14 protein-coding genes and 2 tRNA genes are annotated in these 18,679 nt (G+C 61.7%); 6 read left to right on the forward strand and 10 right to left on the reverse strand.

The genetic code is table 11. The features are described from left to right. Nucleotides 1–7: 7 nt before the first annotated feature. On the reverse strand, nt 8–280 hold the full coding sequence (locus I6L48_RS20835; RefSeq protein WP_010674135.1) for a hypothetical protein: 273 nt from the start codon (nt 278–280) through the stop codon (nt 8–10). Between I6L48_RS20835 and I6L48_RS18020 the strand changes: the two genes are divergently transcribed. Beyond that, on the forward strand, nt 209–1,531 hold the full coding sequence (locus tag I6L48_RS18020; RefSeq protein WP_223302529.1) for a LysM peptidoglycan-binding domain-containing protein: 1,323 nt from the start codon (nt 209–211) through the stop codon (nt 1,529–1,531). The two genes, I6L48_RS20835 and I6L48_RS18020, sit on opposite strands and share 72 nt — an antisense overlap. 95 nt (nt 1,532–1,626) lie before the next feature. Here the strand turns inward: I6L48_RS18020 and I6L48_RS18025 are convergent, their stop codons facing one another. Next, nucleotides 1,627–2,472 carry an endonuclease/exonuclease/phosphatase family protein gene (locus tag I6L48_RS18025; protein ID WP_042882599.1) on the reverse strand — a complete coding sequence of 282 codons (846 nt, stop codon included), beginning with the start codon at nt 2,470–2,472 and terminating at the stop codon, nt 1,627–1,629. Between the two features lie 111 nt (nt 2,473–2,583). Between I6L48_RS18025 and I6L48_RS18030 the strand changes: the two genes are divergently transcribed. Beyond that, complete coding sequence (locus I6L48_RS18030) at nt 2,584–2,808, forward strand: hypothetical protein (RefSeq protein WP_010674132.1); 225 nt, start codon at nt 2,584–2,586, stop codon at nt 2,806–2,808. A 6-nt stretch (nt 2,809–2,814) separates the two neighbouring features. Here I6L48_RS18030 and yciA read toward each other — a convergent pair whose 3' ends face one another. The 5 genes from yciA to I6L48_RS18055 form a co-directional block, all read right to left on the reverse strand. Next, the gene (gene yciA, locus I6L48_RS18035) at nt 2,815–3,213 is read right to left on the reverse strand and encodes an acyl-CoA thioester hydrolase YciA (RefSeq protein ID WP_029314261.1); all 399 of its coding nucleotides are present in this window, start codon (nt 3,211–3,213) and stop codon (nt 2,815–2,817) included. Nucleotides 3,214–3,352: 139 nt separating this feature from the next. Beyond that, entirely contained in the window at nt 3,353–4,165 is an 813-nt protein-coding gene (locus I6L48_RS18040) for an NAD-dependent epimerase/dehydratase family protein (protein ID WP_103243425.1), read from the reverse strand. 246 nt (nt 4,166–4,411) lie between these two features. Next, on the reverse strand, nt 4,412–5,410 hold the full coding sequence (locus tag I6L48_RS18045) for a LacI family DNA-binding transcriptional regulator (RefSeq protein WP_039038828.1): 999 nt from the start codon (nt 5,408–5,410) through the stop codon (nt 4,412–4,414). Nucleotides 5,411–5,587: 177 nt separating this feature from the next. Continuing rightward, nucleotides 5,588–7,504, reverse strand: a complete 1,917-nt coding sequence (locus I6L48_RS18050; protein ID WP_042882612.1) for a transglycosylase SLT domain-containing protein — start codon at nt 7,502–7,504, stop codon at nt 5,588–5,590. An 83-nt stretch (nt 7,505–7,587) separates the two neighbouring features. Then, nucleotides 7,588–10,107, reverse strand: a complete 2,520-nt coding sequence (locus I6L48_RS18055) for a bifunctional diguanylate cyclase/phosphodiesterase (RefSeq protein ID WP_042882603.1) — start codon at nt 10,105–10,107, stop codon at nt 7,588–7,590. Nucleotides 10,108–10,499: 392 nt separating this feature from the next. Here I6L48_RS18055 and raiA point away from each other — a divergent pair, with 392 nt between their 5' ends. Continuing rightward, nucleotides 10,500–10,832, forward strand: a complete 333-nt coding sequence (gene raiA, locus I6L48_RS18060; protein WP_010674126.1) for a ribosome-associated translation inhibitor RaiA — start codon at nt 10,500–10,502, stop codon at nt 10,830–10,832. Between the two features lie 63 nt (nt 10,833–10,895). On the opposite strand, the gene I6L48_RS18065 is transcribed toward raiA, so the two are convergent. Continuing rightward, the gene (locus tag I6L48_RS18065; RefSeq protein ID WP_041215524.1) at nt 10,896–11,408 is read right to left on the reverse strand and encodes a VC2046/SO_2500 family protein; all 513 of its coding nucleotides are present in this window, start codon (nt 11,406–11,408) and stop codon (nt 10,896–10,898) included. 126 nt (nt 11,409–11,534) lie between these two features. Between I6L48_RS18065 and I6L48_RS18070 the strand changes: the two genes are divergently transcribed. The 3 genes from I6L48_RS18070 to I6L48_RS18080 all read left to right on the forward strand — a co-directional run bounded on the left by I6L48_RS18070 (nt 11,535) and on the right by I6L48_RS18080 (nt 12,840). Beyond that, nucleotides 11,535–11,619, forward strand: a tRNA-Tyr gene (locus tag I6L48_RS18070). 31 nt (nt 11,620–11,650) lie between these two features. Further along, a tRNA-Tyr gene (locus tag I6L48_RS18075) sits at nt 11,651–11,735 on the forward strand. A 142-nt stretch (nt 11,736–11,877) separates the two neighbouring features. Further along, nucleotides 11,878–12,840, forward strand: coding sequence for an IS1595 family transposase (locus tag I6L48_RS18080; protein ID WP_041215707.1), 963 nt, complete (start codon nt 11,878–11,880; stop codon nt 12,838–12,840). A gap of 139 nt (nt 12,841–12,979) precedes the next feature. Here the strand turns inward: I6L48_RS18080 and I6L48_RS18085 are convergent, their stop codons facing one another. Both I6L48_RS18085 and I6L48_RS18090 read right to left on the reverse strand, forming a co-directional pair. Continuing rightward, nucleotides 12,980–16,753: a translocation/assembly module TamB domain-containing protein gene (locus I6L48_RS18085; protein ID WP_216987569.1), complete on the reverse strand. Its 3,774-nt coding sequence runs from the start codon at nt 16,751–16,753 to the stop codon at nt 12,980–12,982. Between the two features lie 76 nt (nt 16,754–16,829). After that, the gene (locus I6L48_RS18090; RefSeq protein ID WP_042017328.1) at nt 16,830–18,605 is read right to left on the reverse strand and encodes an autotransporter assembly complex family protein; all 1,776 of its coding nucleotides are present in this window, start codon (nt 18,603–18,605) and stop codon (nt 16,830–16,832) included. Nucleotides 18,606–18,679 lie beyond the last annotated feature (74 nt).

Genomic DNA, 18,679 nt, shown 5'->3' on the forward strand with positions numbered 1-18,679 from the left:
AACGGCCTTATTGGCAGCGCTGTTTCTCAGCGGCTGTCAAAACCTGAGCCATCAGGATGACCGGGCGGTAACGGCAATCGAGCCGATCAAATCCCCCCAAGTCAGCAAGAAAACGTACAAAAAACACTCTTCGCGGATGCTGTTCGGCGACGAACAGATAGAAGAGCTGGATGACACTGATAACCTGTGGGTGCGTATCAGCGATGATATGCAGCTGGACTCGCACGATAATGCCCGGGTTCGCCAACAGCGTGATTGGTTGTTGCGCAATGATAAGCATATGGCGACCATTGCCAGCCGGGCTGAGCCCTACCTGTATCTGATGGTAGAGGAAATCGAACGGCGTGAGCTGCCAATGGAGCTTATTACCATCCCCATGATCGAGAGCATGTTCGATCCCAATGCCCGCTCCCGCAGCAATGCGGTCGGTCTTTGGCAGTTCGTTCCTGCAACCGGCAAGAATTTCGGCCTGCGCCACGACAACTGGTACGACGGTCGACGCGATGTCCTGGCATCCACCAATGCCGCACTGGATTACCTGGAGTACCTGAACCGGTTCTTCGACGGTGACTGGCTGCAGACCCTGGCCGCTTACAATGCCGGTGAAGGTCGGGTGCGCAACGCCATCACCCGCAACGAGCGGGCTGGTCGTCCGACCGACTACTGGTCGCTGGACCTGCCCCGCGAAACCCGGATGTATGTGCCCAAGATCCTGGCCATGGCCGACATGATCCGCAATGCGGACAAATACAATGTCACCCTGCCGGTGCTGGCCAACAAGCCGCAATTGAGAACCATCAATACCGGTGGCCAGATTGATTTGAACGTGGCCGCCCAGCTGGCTGGCGTTTCCGCCTCCCAGCTCAAGGCGCTCAATCCTGCGCTCAAGCGTGGCATGACCTCGCCGCAGGGCCCTTACAACCTGCTGGTCCCCGTCGAGTACGCCGACACCCTGGAGCTGGCCCTGGCCGATCTGCCCCAGCGTGAACGTACCCGTGGCGTGCGCTCCTATCAGGTCACCAGTGGTGATACCCTGTCACGGATCGCCCAGAATCACGGGGTGACGGTGCAACAGCTCAAGCTGGCCAATAACATGCGTGGCAACAACCTGCGCCGTGGCCAGAGCCTGATCATCCCCAATGGCGGGCGCGCAACCCAGGTTGCCCAGAGCAAGCCGCAGCAGCTCGCCAGCCGCAGTGGTGGCAAGGTGAACTATCAGGTGCGCTCCGGTGACAACCTGTGGAGCATCAGCCAGGCACACGGGGTCACCCACGCCGACCTGGCCAAGTGGAACGGCCTGAACGCCAAGTCGGCCCTCAAGCCTGGCATGAAGCTGGTGGTCTGGCCCAAGCAGGGCAAGAGCAGCAACAAGTCCATGGTCTATCAGGTGCGCCGCGGTGATTCCCTCTCCTCCATCGCAGCCCGCTTCCAGGTCGCCGTCAACGATGTGATGCGCTGGAACCAGCTCGGCAAGAGTGACTATCTCAAGCCAGGTCAGGAGTTGACTCTGTTCGTGAAGAACAACAGCTGATCGCTCGTCGCAATCCAAAAAATACCCCGCTTGATGCGGGGTATTTTTTTGTCTGCATGAACCAGCGGCGACGCCGCTCTCCCCTGAGGGATGACTCAGGGTGTGATGGCCTGGGCCGCAAAGCGCGCCAGAATGGGGTTGTGATCAGAGGCATCGGTAGCCGGTGAACTCACCTCAACAAGATCCAGATTGCGATAGTAGAGGTGATCCAGAGGCCGGCCAAAGGCGGTGCGACGCAGATCAGGTACAGGTATGGCCTCCTGCAGGCCAAGCTCGCCCACCAGCTTGTTCAACCAGAACGCGCGCTTGTCGCTCCAGGTGTTGAAATCGCCACCCAGGATGACCGGCCCCTGGTGGCGATGGATCAACGCAGTCAGATCGTTGAGCTGCTCGCGGAAGGTCGCCATGCCCAGTTCGAAATTGACCGCATGGAGATTCACCACCAGCACGCCGTCAGGATCCCCCTGCAAGGGATAGAGACTGACCAGACCTGACTTGGGGATGCGCAGCAGGGGTTCGGGGGAACGGACGCCACAAACAAACGCCTGCGGCGTTTTCGCCACCGTCATCACGCCAAAGGAGACACCTCCCTGGGTGAAGGCCTGCAACTGCTGCCACTGGAAATCCCCTCTCTGCAGCCAGTCCAGCATCTCGGGCCGGGTCGCCGACTCTTGCAGCAACACCAGATCCTGGGACTTGGCATACTCATCCAGCCCTTCCCGCCAGTTCTTGCGTTGTCCCTTGTAGAGGTTCCAGACGGTGATGCCAAACTCCCTCGGCAAGGCCGTGGAGGCGAGCGCCACCAGAGGTGGTCTGTCACAGCTTGCGCCAGGTATGATACCTGCCGCAGTCACCAGATGATCTTGATCCGGTACCTCGAAGCAACCGACCAGCCCCAACGTCAGCAGGGACGTTCCCAGAATCCGATAACTATTTTTCATTGGCTAACAATCACCTGCCTCTGCAAGACGACATGGCCCTCACACAGGCCACGGTCGCCGACTAGTCTCATTATTCGTGTCCGGCCCGACTCATCCAGAAGGAATTCAACGATGGCGAGACAGCACCAGTACCGCGTGACATTTTACGATCAACAGGGAACCTGTCATCAAGTGGAGCTTTCCACCGTCTATCAAATCAGGCGGGATCCCCAATGTGATCTCTGTCTGTTCGACACCCGGCAGTGCGTGGGGTCGGAAGAGATGCTGGAGCGCATGATACGGCAAAAAACCGGGCTTGAGCAGGAAATATCCATCATCAATGCCCGGCTCATCTGAGCAGACTCAGACCGGGACGGGGCGGGATTTGCCCTGATCGTCGATGGCCACATAGGTGAAGACGCCCTCGGTCACGCAGTACCGCTGGGCTTCGTTCTCCCGCAATACCGGCTTGACCCAGACCTCCAGCTTGAGTCGCATGGAGCTGCGACCAATCTTGAGGCAGCGACCGTAACAGCACACCACGTCACCCACCTTGACCGGGCTGTGGAAGGTCATCCCCTCCACCGAGACGGTACAGATGCGCCCTTTTGCCAGCTCCTTGGCCATGATGCCCCCACCTATATCCATCTGGGACATGATCCACCCGCCGAAGATATCGCCATTGGGGTTGGTATCGGCTGGCATTGCCAGGGTTCTCAGCAACAGCTCCCCATCGGGGTGGCGCTTGGTCTCTTCCATCATTACCGCTCTCTTTATCATGGATGGCGGCATGATAGGGGGCGATCCCCCCCTTGGCAAACCTCAATTGTCCCGGAGCGCGCGCCGTATCTGGTTTGCACGCCAGATGACCGACTCCGGGGCCCGGATGGCGACGACCCGTTCAACCCTTCAAGGCCGCCCCGTCCGCAAACCAGTGGGCCGGATCCGGCCAGCGATAGACGAAACCAAGCTGCTGGCAGATGCGCTGACCTTCGATGGGAGCAAACTCCCCCGTCGGCTCAACGAACTGCGGCGGCACCAGCCCGAGCAGGCGGCTCGCGAAGGGGTAGAGCTGCTCCCGGCGCGGGTGAACGGGGGCACTCAGATTGTAGGCATCCCCATCCTGCCCCCGGGCCAGCATCAGCTCACAGGCGGCCACCACGTCGTCCAGATGCACCAGGTTCACAGCCTGGCCTCCCCCGGCCAGCGTCTTGCCCGCCAGAAAACGGCCGGGGTGACGGTCAGGACCATAGAGTCCGGCCGGGCGCAAGATCATGGCGCAGTCAACATGCCCTTCCAGCACGGCAAGCTCGGCCGCCCGCATCCGCAAGCCTCTGTCATGGGCTGGAGCGGGCGTATCCTCCTCCCCCTGTCCGGCCCCCCAGACCGAAGTCGCGCTGATAAAAAGAACCCTCTGAACACCCGCCTCCCTCGCCTGTCGGCACAGGCTGGCCACGGACGCCGGGTAATCACCGGTCTTGCTGGGGGGCACACAGATCACCAGGTCATGACAGCGAAAAGGCAGTGACCCCATGTCAGGGGTGAGCAACAGCGGCCAGGCAGCAATACTCTCCCCCCGCAGCCGTTCAGCCTTTTCGGCCGTACTGACCGTCACCGCGACAGATTGCCCCTGCTCTTGCAATGCCCTGGCCAGGGGCAAACCCAGCCAGCCGGCGCCCACGATACCCGTCTGATACTCAAATTCGTTCGTCATACCCGGATCCTGACAAAAAAAAACGGCCATCCAATGATGACCGTCGAAAGTAACGAAGGAAATAGCCGGATTAACCGGTTACCTCCCACAGCGGGAAAATCGGGAGCGCACGCTCCTAATTCGTGGGCCTATCCTAGTGGCAGCGCGGTCAAAAAGCTTTGAAGCGGATCACAGTTGAAAAGGATTTCTGAAAGCGCTTTCACTGTTTTGCAAAAAAGTCGACCCGCACGGGGCCAACTTCATGACTCAGGCCACAGATTCCCGCCGTACCAGTTCGGCTTCGAATTTGAGCGCCAATCCCTCTACCGGCTTGTGATCCAGCAGCCTCAGGGCCAGCTCAGCGGCACGCTCTCCCATCTCCTCGATGGGGTAACGTACCGTGGTGAGCTTGGGATAGATGTATCGGGCATAGGGGATGTCATCAAAACCGACCACAGAGACCTGCTGGGGGATCTTGTAACCCCGCTCCAGCAGACAGGAGATGGCCCCCGCCACCATGGCATCGTTGAAACCAAGCACAGCGCTGAACTCGACGCCGCGCGCCAGCAGCTCGCTCATGGCCACATAGCCACCTTTTTCATCGGCATAGGCACGGCCGATGAGGGCAGGATCCAGCTCGATACCTGCCCGTTGCAGGGCGAAGCGATAGCCGGCCATCCGCTGCTGACCATCCACAAACTCCTCGTCATCGGAGGTGACGAAGGCAATCTTGCGATGTCCCGCGTCCAGCAGATGCTGGCAAGCCGTGGTGATGCCGGCCTGGTTGTCCAGCCAGACGCAGCGATCCTCGCAGCCTGGCACCTGACGGTTGATGAAGACGATGGGGGTCGTGCCCGACGCCAGCTCGCTGAGCTCTTCGTCAGGCAGCGCCTTGCTGTGCAGGATCAGGGCATCGCACTGGCGCTGCAGCAGCGCCTGGATGGCGTGCCGCTCACGGGTCGCGTCGTGGTTTCCGGACACCACGATGGTGAACTTGTTCGCCTTGTCGACCATGCTTTCGATGCCGCGCATCATCTGGGCGAAGAAGGGGCCGCCACACAGATCCCCCACCAGCACACCGATACAGTTGGAGCGTTTGCTCACCAGGGCCTGGGCGAAGCTGTTTGGACGAAAGCTGAGTTCCTTCATGGCCGCGAGGACAGCCTCGCGCTTCTCGGGCGCCACCTGCGCCGTGTTGTTGATCACTCGAGACACTGTCGAAATGGAGACATTCGCCAGCTGAGACACATCTTTGATCGTTGCCACTCTCGATTCCTTTGTTGGAAAAGCCTGTCAGTGATGATCGGGCATTGTATCGAACCTGACAGACCAAGACGCGGCGCCCGATCACCTGGCAGGTTTCCTTTTGTAACAAAGCTTAAGGGATGATAACCATTCTGGGGCAAGAATGGGAGGCAGCCGCGACAACGACTGCCCCCGAACTCAATAGGCGTGATTCAGCTCGCGTTCCGACATGAAACGCAAGGGCTGCTGCAGCTTGTGTTGATAGATGAGATCGAAAGAGAGCACGTTCTGGACATAGTTGCGCGTCTCCCGATAGGGGATGCTCTCCACCCAGACATCCATCGGCTTGTTGTCGCTCTGCTCGCGCCAGCGCTTGACCCGGCCAGGACCCGCATTGTAGGCCGCCGCCGCCAGGATCCGGTTGCCGTCATACACATCCAGCAGGCGCTTGAGGTAGGCGCTGCCAAGACGAATGTTCATGGCCGGGTCGAACAGTTGCTGCTCGTTGCGATAGGGGACCCCAAGCTTGCCGGCCGTCTCTTTCGCGGTGGCAGGCATCAGCTGCATCAACCCCCTCGCCCCGACCGGTGACTGGGCCAGGGGATAGAGTGCGCTCTCCTGACGGGAGATGGCGTAGAGCAGACTGGTGTTCATGGTGCGCTCTTGTGCCATCTGGGAGAAGGTGCGCTTGAGGGGCAGCGGGAAGCGCAGGTCCAGCGCATCCCAGGCCTCGGCACGGATGCTGGAGAGGATCGCCAGCTCGTGCCAGCCCTGGTTGAGGGCGATGTGGCCAAACTCCAGGCGCTGGGCCACGCTGTTGCGATCCATGTTGTGGATCCACTCAGAGCGGGCCGCCGTGATCTCGTTCATCGCCAGCAGTTCACGCACCCGCAGCAGGAAGGGCCAACGGCGACTGGCACTTTGCCAGTCCGGCACCTTGTGCGCCACGCTCTGGTTCTTCATGCGATAGGGCACACCGGTGCGCTGGGCCGCCATGAAGCCGTAGAAGCCGCGCAGGTTCGCAGTCTCGAGATAGAGGTCCCGCGCCGGTTTCTGCCGCCCCTGTTTCTCCAGCGAGCGCGCCATCCAGTAACGCCAGCGATCCTCTTTTTGCAGCCCCATGGGCATCCGCTTGACCCACCCTTCGAGGCCGCGCCAATCCTGCTCCCAGATGGCAAGACGGGCCCGCAGCTCCACCAGCTCCGGATCCTTGAGCCGCACCAGGGCCGTATCCAGCCAGGCACGCTGGTCAGAAGAGCGGTCCAACAACAGGCGGCGGGCGGCCGCCTTCTCCACCCGATTCACCTCGGCATGGTTCAGGCCGAAGCGACGGGTCATCTCCCCCAGCTGGCGCAGAACCGCGTCGGGCTCCTGATTGGCGTAGCGGGCCAGCCCCAGGGAGAGCAGATGGCGCGACGGGGGCGCCGCCGTGAAGTTGGCCGGATTCATCGCCCGCACGGGTTGGTCATACAGGGCGATCATCTGATCGCCATACCCCTTCATGCCGCTGCCGAGCTGGGCACCGAGGTGGCGAATGAGGTTGGGGTTCTGGGCCTCGAAAGCCAGGTTCATGCGCTCCCAGATCTTCTCCTGAGTACGCAGACCCGCCTGCTGCCAGAGCTGGAACAGGGGATCGCAGGCATCGGGCCTGGATTGACCGCTCAACCAGAGCTTGCCTGCCTCCTGCAGGGCTTCACTCTGGTGCCCCGTGTAGTAGCGGGCCTGATAGTGCTGACAGAGCAGATCGGTGGAGCTTGGCTTGGCCGGATAGAAGCGCAGGAACTGGGACCACTGCTGGCTCTGGGCAAGATAGGTGAGATAGCTGCGCTCGAGCCGGTTGGACTGGGGGGTGTCCCCGTGCTGGCGGATGAAGCGGGTCACATCGTTGTAGTCTGCCGCCCCGGGACGGAACGCAAGCTGGTAGTAATCCAGATAGGGCAACAGCGGATAGTGGATCAGGCGTGCCCGAAGCTGGCTGAATTTGACCTGATCATTGGCACGCACGGCCTCATGGGCCTGGCGATAGAGAGACTGCTCCATGGTCTGCGCGAAGGCAGGAGCCAACAGCCCCGGCATCCAGAGCGCAGACAAGATGATTCCCTGCACGACTTTCACGAATGGCATTCTCCCCTTGAAGACATAACCACCGCCAAAGTGCGGTGGTGACATACCTTCATTCTACCCGCTAAGCACAGGGGCTACGCCACACTATTTTTATCGGTGCAGACGGGGCGATCACCGCGTACCTGGCGGCTGACATAGCGTTCAAGGTAGGGAACAGGAAGCGGCTTGGAGGCGAGGTATCCCTGGAAGAAATGGCAGCCCTGTGCCTGCAGAAACTCCAGTTGCTGGCGGGACTCCACCCCCTCCGCCGTCACGTTGAACCCCATGTGGCGGGCCATGGCGATCACGGCCTCGACGATGGCCATGTTGTCACCATCCTTGGGAATGTCCTGGATGAAAGAGCGGTCGATCTTGAGCTCGTCAGCCGGCAGCCGCTTGAGGTAGCTCAGGGAAGAGTACCCCGCCCCGAAGTCGTCGATGGCAAAGCTGATGCCCAGGGTCTTGAGTTCCGCCATCTTGCTGATGGTGTCTTCCGCATGACCCAGCACCACCGACTCGGTGATCTCCAGGTTGAGGCTGGCGGGATCCATGCCGGTGGCCGCCAGCACGTCGTGAATGCGATCGACAAAGTCGGGAGCATGGAACTGTTTGGCGCTCACGTTGACCGACAGCTGGGGGACGTGGATCCCGCTCTCCTCCCAGGAGACGTACTGGGTACAGGCTTCGTGCAATACCCAGTTGCCGATGTCGACAATGAGATCCGTTTCCTCGGCAATGGGGATGAACTCAGCAGGCGACACCAGGGCACGCCCGGGGGGTTGCCAGCGGATCAGCGCCTCGACACCGATGATCTCCCCCCCCGCCACCATGTGCTGGGGCTGGTAGTGGAGAGTCAGCTCCCCATTGTCGAGGGCACTGCGCAGCTCGTTGTGAATGTGCAGACGCCGGTCGGCCTGCAACTGCATGGAGGCATCAAAGAAGCGCCGGGTCTTGCGGCCCGCCGATTTCGCCTGATACATGGCGGTGTCAGCCTGCTTGAGCAGATCCCCCGCCTCCTGCTCCCGACCGGGGAAGAGGGTGATGCCGACACTGGCGCCGATGTGCAGCACCTGGCCTCTGAAATCATAGGGGGCGGCGATCTCCCCGATGAGCCGCTCCGCGATGAGGTCGGCCTGCATCTCCGCCTGGGGCGGGCTGATGGAGAGCGCTGGCAGCAACAACACGAACTCATCACCGCCGAGACGGGCCAGACAATCCCCCTGGCGCACCAGCCGCTTGAGACGGCTGGCCACCTCCTTGAGCAGCCAGTCGCCGGTGGCGTGCCCCAGGGAATCATTGATGGTCTTGAAGTGGTCGAGATCGATGAACAGCAGGGCCCCGATGAGGTGACTGCGATTTGCATCGGTGAACGCCTGGGTCAGGGTTTCGTGCAGCTGACGGCGATTGGGCAGGCCGGTCAGCTCGTCATAGAAGGCAAGATCCTGGATGCGGCGCTCCGCCGCCTTGCGCTCGGAAATATCTTCGAAGAAGATGACATAGTGGCTGATCCCCCCCTTTTCATCCTGCACCGGCGTGACGATCTCCCACTGGGGATAGGCGTGACCGTCGGCGTGCAGGCGCAGGGTTTCCCCCTGCCAGCGATCCAGGGCGTTGAGCTCGTAACCCAGCCCTCCCAGCCCCGACCAGAGATCGTTGCCAAGATGCAGACCAATCACCCCCTGGTTGTCAAAGCCGGTGATCTGGCTGAAGGCGTAATTGACCCGCAGGATCTTGAACTCGGGATCCGTGATGATGATCCCTTCGTGAGTTTCAAAGGCCACCGCAGACAGCCGCATCAAGGCATCGCTCTGCAGGCGCTCCAGCTCGGCCACCATGCGCACCGAGAAGATGGTCAGGACGGAGTCCAGATCCGTGGTCCGGGTCTGGCTCGGGAACAGCAGGGCAAGATGACCCAGGATCTGACCGTTGCGATCGAGCAGCGGTTGGGCGTAATAGTGCTGGCCCGGGGGCAGGTCGGGATACCCGGTCAGGGGTTCACTCACGGGGACCGCGCTGGAGGCCCCCTGGCGATAGAGCTGTTGGCAGGGCATGTCACAGAGGGCATACTCCTTGACGTCGATGCCGTGGCTCGCCAGCACCCTGAGCCTGTCGAGACCGACCCGCTCCGTCAGCCAGACGGCTGTGGCTCCCAGGATATGGGCCAGCTCGTTGACCAGGGTCTGGCAAAAATCGAGCCCCGTCTTGGCGGAGAGCGCCTGCGCCAGCTTGGCCAGCAAGGGGGCCTGCAACATGGGAAGCGGCGGTGTCACGCCTGCGGGGGAGTCGGCGCGATCCATCTCGCGATGCATCATTTCGAGGGGGGCAAGCCAGCCACAACAGAGCCCCTGTGCAGGCACATACTGACCGTACCAGAGCGCGTGGTGTACCTTGCCGTCCTCATCGCGCAGGTGACCGATGAACTGGCCAGGCTGGCCGGAATCGTGGAGTCTTGCAAGAAAATCGGCGAAACCCGCTTCATCTTCCCGCTCAAGTTGGGTGGCCCAGGGGTGGGTTCCCTCCCCTGCCCAGGGTTCACAAGAGACATGATCAGACAGGCTCCATTGCCCATGCTGCCGATCATAAAACCACATCATCTGGGTGGCTTGCTGCTTCATCTACGACTCCAACCACTACAACCACGTTATCCACCCCGACTCCTGCAGAAAAGCATATCCGTTTGCGCGCATATCTCCACCGGCGCATGGCAATGATTTTGCGATGCGATGAGGCGATGTGGGTGGAGAAAATTCGAGACTATGCGGCAAAAACCAAACATCGGGTCGACACAAGGCGCTGCCGAGGGGGGACAGAAACGATCCTATTTGCTGATACTGCCTGCCTGTTTCACTGAGCTCAAGCGGTTTTTGGCATGAAACGGGAAAAGCTCACAATTTATGGACAGCGGGATTCCCAAGGGGATTTTTCGTGACGCAGATCACATTTTGATTTGGCGACATGGGTAATCTGGAGGTGAAGACACAAGCAAGACGACCCGAAGGGGGCCATTATGAAAATCGAAATGACCAGTAAAATCATCGACATCACCCCAGCCATCCGCGAGCGCATTGAATCCCGTTTTGAAAAGCTCGAGCGTCTTCAGGTGCCTCTTATCACACCCCATGTGATCATCTCCAAAGAGCGTTTGATGTATATCGTCGAAGCCACTATCGGCATTCCCAACGGCAAACTGTTTGCGCAGGCAGAGCACGAGGATCTCTATGCCGCCATCACGGACCTGGGCCAGAAGCTGGAACGCCAGCTCAACCGTCACACGGAAAAACCCATCGCCCGTCGTGCCGCCGGCAAGGAAGTGCCCCAACCGGACGAAGCAGACGCCTGACAAGGTTCACCACTCATAAAGCAAAAGGCGGGTCATCCCGCCTTTTTGCATTCTACCGTGCCGTCACCCCAGCCAGCGCAGCCTGGCATCCACCCCTTGCGCAAGCTCATCGAGCAGCGGCAGCATCATCAGTGGAGCCTCCTCCCTGGGGTCAGCGCCCATAGGTCGGGCCTGCCATCGCTCACGACCCAGTGCCGAGAGGTTGTCGTACACCGCGGGATCCAGCGCGGGCGTTCGGCTCACCAGTGGCGGGGAGCGCAGCGCCAGCCAGAGTCTCACATCCGTCATGCACCCGCCCTGTTGCAGACGCTCGTTGAGGCTGGTGGCATCGCTCTCTTCCACCCCGCCTTGCAGGGACGCCCGGGGCATCAGACCGAAACGGGAGCGCCAATCCAGCTCACCCGACGCAGGCTTGGGCGGGGCATCAAACCAGGGCTGCTCTTCCACCGCATCAGTCAGCAGCGCCAGATGCAGCCTGAAGTCGGCACGGTCCCCCGCACGGAGATCCTGGTTGAGCCGTTGGCCCAACTGGGCCTCATCCACGAGCAAGCGGTCACGAATCGCACTGGGCAGCATGAGATAAATCTTGGAAATGAAGGTTTCATTGCTTATCGGCCATCAACCCGATCCTTTAAGCATTAAAAATCCCGGCAGAGGGGTTCACAAGCGCGACAGATCTGTTAGTATGCGCCTCGCACTTGGGGAGGGGTTCCCGAGCGGCCAAAGGGATCAGACTGTAAATCTGACGGCTCTGCCTTCGAAGGTTCGAATCCTTCTCCCTCCACCATTCAAGTGCGCACAATCAGGTCATGCCCCGTGGAGGGGTTCCCGAGCGGCCAAAGGGATCAGACTGTAAATCTGACGGCTCTGCCTTCGAAGGTTCGAATCCTTCTCCCTCCACCATCTTTCAGAGAACCCGGCCTTGTGCCGGGTTTTCGCTTTTCTGCCTTCCACAAATCCCATTCTTCTACAAAAAAAGGCGCTGTCCCAATTATGTGTTGGAAGGCTAATCTGGAAGTAGGTCATCACCGCGAGGACCTTCATCATGGATACGCCAGCCTTCCAACACCTGTTGTCCCTCTTTCCATTACTTACTCTGCGTCAGCGCCGTGTCGCTCAGCATGAGCTCGCCGCTCCACACCCGATTACGTCCCTCCATGCCCAGTTACCCACATGCTGCGGCTGTCCCCACTGCCAGGCGGATGCCACCCAGCTGGCCCCCTGGGGCTGGAGCCGTGGGCTGCGTCGTTACCGTTGTAAGCAGTGTCGGCGAACCAGCTCTCTCCTCACCAAGACGCCTTTGGCCAGATTACGTAAGGCTGAGCATTGGGAGGACTACGCCCAGGCTCTCATCGACGGGCTCACTGTCCGCCAGGCCGCCGTCCGCTGCGGTGTTTGCAAGAACACCGCCTTCTTGTGGCGTCACCGCTTCCTGAAGGCGATGGCAAACCACCAGGCAACACGGGAAGAAGGCATTGTGGAAGTGGATGAAACCTTCTTCCTCGAATCGTTCAAGGGGCAGCGAGGGTTGCCTCGTCCGGCAAGACATCGTGGCGGGAAAGGGCGTACCCGGGGGACCGGGCGGGATTACATCCCGGTGATGGTGGTGCAGGACAGGGCGGGCCATCAAGCCGACTTTCAGCTGGAAAGACTGGATGCGCAGACGGTGAAAGCGGTGTTGCAGCCACTCATCGCGCCCGATGCAGTGCTCTGCAGTGATGGTGCAGGGGTGTATGCCAGTTTCAGCCAAGCGCGGGGCATAACACATCAGGTGGTGTACAACCGTCGAGGTGAGCGAGTCATTGGGGCATACCACATCCAGCATGTGAACGGATATCACCGGCGGTTGAAGGAGTGGATGGAACGATTCCATGGAGTCGCAACCCACTACCTGAGGAATTATCTGGGCTGGCGCAGGATGCTGGAACGTTACGGCAGGGAGGTAAATACCAAGATGTGTTTGCATGAGGCGCTAGGGCACCCGATGCAACACGTAATTGGGACATAGCCAAAAAAAACGGGAGGCCAGGCCTCCCGTCAATATATGCACGCTCTCACCCCGAACCTGCTGGCGACAGCTGTCATCGGCAGGTCGGGCAGAGGGGGATAAACGTCTCCCCAGGCATCTGTCTTGTCATCCGCGCCCCTTACAGGGTGAAGCGATAGAAGATATCCACCGCCTGGGCCACCCCGCTCATGGCCTGCAGATAGAGCCTTGGCATCAGCTCGTAGCGCAGCTTGAATTCGGCGATGGGGCTGAACACCCCGACCCCGTACTGGAACTGCAAGCCGGGCAGCAGGTAGGCCGACAGGGTCACCTGGGTGTCATCGCCACTGCCTGCAGTATCGAGGGCCACGTCGCTCATGCCGAGGGACTCCCCGATGCTGGAGACCACGCCGCTCGCCTGACTCACGGCCCCCGCCACCAGCAAGCCGTTGAAGCCGCCATCCTCGCCGCTGGTCTGCAATCCCTTGCCCCGCAACAGATAGGAGAGCTGTTCGGACTGCGCCATCTGCGGCTCGGAATAGACGGTGATCTTCGGCTTGGCAGCCGGCCCCGTCACCCGCACCCCGACGGTCACGTTGTCCTCGATGGTGTCCGGATCCCGATAGGTCTCGATGTTGAGATAGGGCTGATCGATGGGGCCGGAGAAGAGGATCCGCCCCTCCTTGATGATGAGGTTCTGGCCATAGGCCTTGAAGCGCCCGTCCCTGAGCTCCAGTTGCCCGTTGCCCGAGAGCGGCTTGGAGGGATCCTGGCGAATGTTGAGGGCCCCTCCCACCTTGGTCTTGAGTCCCATGGCTTCGAGGCGGACGTCGTCCCCGAGCCGGATGGCGAGCCTGATCTCCATGGGCAGCGGTGCCGCCTTGGGGACTGGCGGCAGATCGTCGTAGATGACGGTGACGTCATCGGAGACCGCTACCGCGCTGTCTGGCAGGCTCTTGACCAGGATGCGCGACCAGGGGATGTCCACCTGACCGGTCACCCTGGTCTCCTCCCCGAGAGAGATGGCGATGTCAGGGGTCACCCTGACCCGGCCCATGCCCGGGTACTGGGCCTCCAGCTCCTTGCCCTGAATGGTGAGGCTGCCGGTCACCGGCTGCTGGGCCCAGCTCAGCCAGCCCCCCAGCACCAGGGGGCCCTTGCCCACCATCATGGAGCCGTCGAGTTCGGCCCGGTTGCCTTCTATCTTGAGGCGGGTCACCAGCTTGGAGAGGGTCACCATGTCGGAGTGGGTCTGAACCTCCCCCTCCTTCAGGTTCAGCTCGCCATACAGCAGGGGGGCAGCCAGGGTACCGTCGAAGCGGGCATCCGCCGAGATGACCCCTTGCAGGGAGCGCACTTCGGGAATGAGAGGCGCAAAGGTCGCCAGCTTCAGATCGTCAAACCTGAGTTGACCGCCGAGGTTGCCGCGGCCAGCGGGATCCCGGATCAGCAGATCGGTGTCGATGTTGCCGATCTGCTCGGAAGCGAAATCGACCCGGATGGCGGCCTGCTGGCGCTCGAAATCGATCCCGAGCTCGAGGCGCTGGTAGTCGGTCTTGAGTTCGTCGGTGACGAAGGTCCCAGGCGTGGTACGCACGGTGGCGTGCAGGGTCGGCTGGTTGCCGCGCCAGCTGGCGCGCCCGTCGGCCGACAGCACCGCCTGCCAGCGGAAATTGTCCGGCAACCAGGGGCGCAGCCGCTTGAGATCAAATTCGTTCAGGGCAAATTCCAGATTGCCCTGGGACTGGGCTATCCGGCTCCCCTTGACGCAGAGACTGGCCTTCTGGGACGCGAGGCAGAGATCCCCCATGGTCAGCTGCTGTTTCGGCAGATCCAGGTCCAGAGACCAGGGGGCGGTCAGCGCCCAGCGCTTGAGGGGGGTCTTGAGCTTCAGCTCGGCAAGGGCGCCACGCCAGTGGTCACCGCGCAAGCTGCCATTCAGGCTGAGGTCTGCCGCCAGGGGATCCCCCTTCATGGTCAAGGTGAGCCCGTGACGCTCGAGATCGCCGCTCAGGTTCAGGGCGATTTGCGAGAGCTTGGTCTCCCCCTGCGCCAGGCTCACCACCGTCACCGCCACCTCACCGGCGGGCTTCTCCCCGACCAGGGCGTTGGCCTTGATGACGGTCTCCTTGAGGACGGTGCCCGCGTAGGCGAGTCGGCCCGACACCAGATCGGCATTCACGCGCGGCGCCTGCTGATTGCCGGTGACGCGCACCTGGCCCTTGATGTCCCCTCCCAGACCCGGGTATATCCCCCCAAGCTTGGGCGCATCCAGATCCGCATCCAGCTTCCAGGCCTGGGTCGTGAGCGAGCCTTTGGCCTGCAGCCGGTTGGGGCCGCTTTGCAGCGCCAGGGCCGGGATGGTCCACTCCATCTTGTCGTTGCCGCTGAGCCTGCCCTGCAAGGCCAGGGGATACTGGTTGAGCTTGCCATCCACCTTGAGCTCGGGCAGGGCCAGCTGCCAGTGGCCCGCCTCATCCAGATCGAAGCGGCTGGTGATCTTGCCCGCCAGTGCCCCCTTGATCTCGGGCACCAGCTCCGCCGGGTTGATCCCCTTGAATTCGGTCGTCCCCTGCCACTGGACCCCCTTGCTCCAGGCCAGCTTGCCGTCGAGCTTGAGCTCCCCCTTGAGGGCCCCCAGCAGCAGCTCGATACGGCTCAGCTGGTTGAGATCCCCCTTGCCCGAGAGCGCCACCTTGAAGGGGGGCACATCGGTCCCCTTGCCGGCGGTGTTGAGCGCAAACTGGTAACCGGAGAGCTTGCCCTTGGCGCTCAGGGTGCCCTTGTCCAGCCGATAGCTGGGCTCATCCTTGGCAGGCTTGTGCAGGGGCCAGGAGAGGCTCTTCCAGTCCAGCGCCAGATCGAAGGGCAGATCCGGGTCGAGGGCCGCAAGGGATCCTTTGAGATTGGCGCCCACCGGCCCCTTGGCCTTGAGTGCCACCCCAAGCTTGCCCACAGAACCGTCCAGGACGAGATTGACCTGCTCCCCCTTGAGCTCCCCGTCCAGCAGCCCTTGACGCGCCTTGGCATCCAGAGTCAGGGCGAGGGGGTAATCCTCGTGCAGGCGCACCTGACCACTCAAGGCCAGATCCGCCATGGCATGGCGCAGGGAGAGCTCCCGGATGTCGATGCGCTCCTCCTCGGCGGTGGCCGACAGCAACAGGTTGTCTAGCCCCTCCACCAGCTCACCTTGCTGATAACGGAACGCCGTGGCTTTCAGCCCCTCCAGCTGGATGGGGAAAGGCAGTCGCACCGCCGGCAGCACCATGGGCTCGGGCTTGCTTGCGGCCTGCGTCTTGTCACCGGGGGCAGCCTTGCCCTCGCCGACCGCCAGGGTGGCGCTTTTCTCATCCGCCGGTTTGGCGCCCTTGTCACTGGCAGCCTCCACCGGGGAGGGTGCCAGCACCACGTTCAGGCCATCGAGCACGGGGCCGCGCACGATGAGCCCGGCGCGATCCAGGGCGGCGCCAATGTCCAGATCCTTGAGGGTGATCGTCACGCCGGGCACCGCCACATCGAGATCGGCAACCTTGAGGCTGTCGACCTGGATTTTGAGCGGCAACGGATGCCAGACGAAGGGCTCCGACGGCTCTTCCGGCACCGGCTCGGACTCCGCCACCCGGACCACGGGGCGAGTCACCGCCAGAGACTTGATCCAGAGCTTGCCCTGCAGGAGCTTGCCCAGATCCCAGTCCAGCACGGCCCGCTCCACGGTGACATCCACCAGCTCGTCCTGCCAGCCAACCCCTTCGAAGGTCCAGCCATACCCGAGTTGCCCCGCCACCAGCTCCCCCTTGAGGGAGGGCAGCGCGGCTCTGGCCTGTTGCCACAGCCACTTGTTGCCCTGATGGGTGAAGCCCAGCAGGCTGACGCCGATGAGCAGCAAGAAGAAGAGGCCCATGAGCCACAAGAAAATGCGTTTTACCCAGATCACGATGCAGACCCCTGCAAGGAAAGCAGCCGCAGCGGCCAGAAAAGAGAAAGAAGAGGATATGCGCCTGGTTGCCGGGTCATAGTTCCGGCCCCAGTGCGAAGTGCAGCCGCAGCGGCTTGTCCTCCTCGGAAATGCCCACCGCCAGATCGAGCCTGACCTGACCGATGGGGGTGACCCAGCGCACCCCGACCCCGGTGCCTATCTTCCAGGCCTCGCTGTAGTCGACGGTGGCGGTCCCGGCGTCCACGAACAGGGCGCCGAGCCACTTCTCGCTGAAGCGGTAGTTGTACTCCAGGCTGCCGACGCTGGCGTAGCGCCCGCCGGTCAGCTTGCCATCGTCCCCCCGTGGCGAAATGGTCTCGTAACCGTAGCCCCGGACCGTCTGATCGCCGCCGGTGAAGAAGCGCAGGGAAGGGGGGACCAGGGAGAAATCATCCCCGACGATGGCCCCCTGTTCGGCCCGCATCAGGAAACGGTGATCTTCGCCCAGGGTGCGCAGCCACTTGCTGCGCCCCCACACCCGCATGAAGCTGATGTCGGACCCCCAGTAGGGGCTCGAGAACTCCATCGTCAGTTGCTGGCGATCCCCCCAATCCGGCACCAGACCGCCGCGCACCCGCAGCCGTGACCAGGAGACGCCGGGGATCAGCAGCAGGCTGTTCCCCTCGTCCTGACCCTGGACGTAGCGCTCGTTCTCCAGGCGCACAAAGACGTCTCTGTCCCAGCTCTCCGGTCGGCGTGTCCAGCGGTGCACCCCGAAGGTGGCCAGATCGGAGCGGGTGTCGTTGTTGTCGGTGTATTGATAGCCCGCCTGCAGGGAGTAGTAATCCCGCAGCGGGTTGCCCACAGGGATCTGGTAGTCGAAGCTGAGCTCCGCTTCCGGCGCCGAGATCTTGGCGGTGCTGGAGAGGCGGTGACCATAGCGGTTCACCCAGGGTTTCTCCCAGGTGGCACTCAGGCGCGGCCCCACGTCCGTGGCATAACCGATACCGGTCTCAATCTCGTGATCGACCCGGTTGGAGAGGGTCACCTGCACCGGCACCCGGTTGCCCTCGGCCTGGCTGATCAGGGGTTTGATGTCCACCTGCTTGAACAGCTTGGTGGAGGAGACATCCTGGGACATCTCCGCCAGACGGATCGCCAGATAGGGATCACCGCTCTTGATGTTGATGAGCGGGCGGATCAGGTGCAGTGCCTCCGGCGTCGCGTCATAGCGGATCTCACCGAAATGGTAGCGCGGGCCAGAGCGAAACAGGATGTAGATCTCCGCCTTGCCCTGTTCCGGGAAAACCTTGACCTGGCTCTTGCTTATCTTGGCGTCAAAATAGCCGCGGGCCAGCCCCAGACTGCCGAGATCCGCCTTGATGGATTCATATTTGCCGTGGTTGAGGGGATCTCCCTCCTTCAGGGGCAGCTTGTCCAGCAGCTCGCTGTACACCTCGTCGCTCCCCGCATCCCCTTCCAGCAGGATGTCGAGGCGCGAGATGATCACGGGTTCCCCCCGCTCAATCTCGATCACCACCTTGGCGGGCGTCTTCTTGTCGCGGTTCAGGGTGATCTTGGGCTGGTAGTAGCCATAGACCTGCAGCGCCTTCTGTACGCTCTCGGTGATCTTGGCGCGGGCGGGGCGGTACTGGCGTTCCTGGTAGACGGGCAGGGCGTTGAGGTAGGCCTCGACGTTGTCTTTCTGCTCTCCCCTGACCCCCTTGATCTGGTAGGTCAACTTGGCCGCCATGGCGGGCATCGCCATCAGCCAGAGAGCGAGGGCGAGCAGCAAGAGACCGGGCCCGGGGCGACGGGATCGCCCGGATGAAGTGCTCCCGGTGAGAAAAGTAGGATAGCATCCTGTCAAACGTCATTTTCCCCGAATAACATGATTTAAAGATTGTGTTATTTAGTACGATACCGAGACTCATCCCGGGCGAG

It is taken from the genome of Aeromonas sp. FDAARGOS 1418, assembly GCF_019048585.1.
Lineage (GTDB): Bacteria > Pseudomonadota > Gammaproteobacteria > Enterobacterales > Aeromonadaceae > Aeromonas > Aeromonas caviae.